This window comes from Pseudomonas sp. Bc-h (assembly GCF_002080045.1).
In the GTDB taxonomy this organism is placed as follows: Bacteria; Pseudomonadota; Gammaproteobacteria; order Pseudomonadales; family Pseudomonadaceae; genus Aquipseudomonas.
This window is the reverse complement of record NZ_MUIN01000068.1, coordinates 1-329: the sequence shown is the minus strand read 5'-3', so window position 1 is coordinate 329 and position 329 is coordinate 1. Positions and strand designations below refer to the sequence as shown.

Here is a 329-nt window from a genome sequence, read left to right as displayed (position 1 = left end):
GATTTGGTAATCCGCCGAAAGACAAACCTGAAGATGCTTGCACAGCTACTCGCTGTGATGCTGACGGGAAGCCAGCTAAGAACGGCGATCATGTGCAGTTTCAGGTTGTGAACGTTGCTGGTCAACACTCATGGTTTTATCATTTTCCATTGGCTAAAGATAAGCCTGATGGGGAGCACGGCGAGCGGCGAACTATCACGGAAGTTTTTAAATGGGTAGAACCGTTGCCAACGAAAGGGACTAAACAGTGACCCTGACTAAAGCCTATTTCATGGGTTCCATTGGAATTGGTCTGTTTTTTGCATTGGAAATTCTTGAGATGCTTAAAC

The 329-nt window shown here is 45.9% G+C and carries 1 protein-coding gene; it reads left to right on the top strand.

Going from position 1 to position 329, the window contains the following annotated elements; all coding sequences use genetic code 11:
• The coding region (locus BWR59_RS32695; RefSeq protein ID WP_218191334.1) for a hypothetical protein at positions 1-251 on the top strand (251 nt) is incomplete at its 5' end.
• Positions 252-329 lie beyond the last annotated feature (78 nt).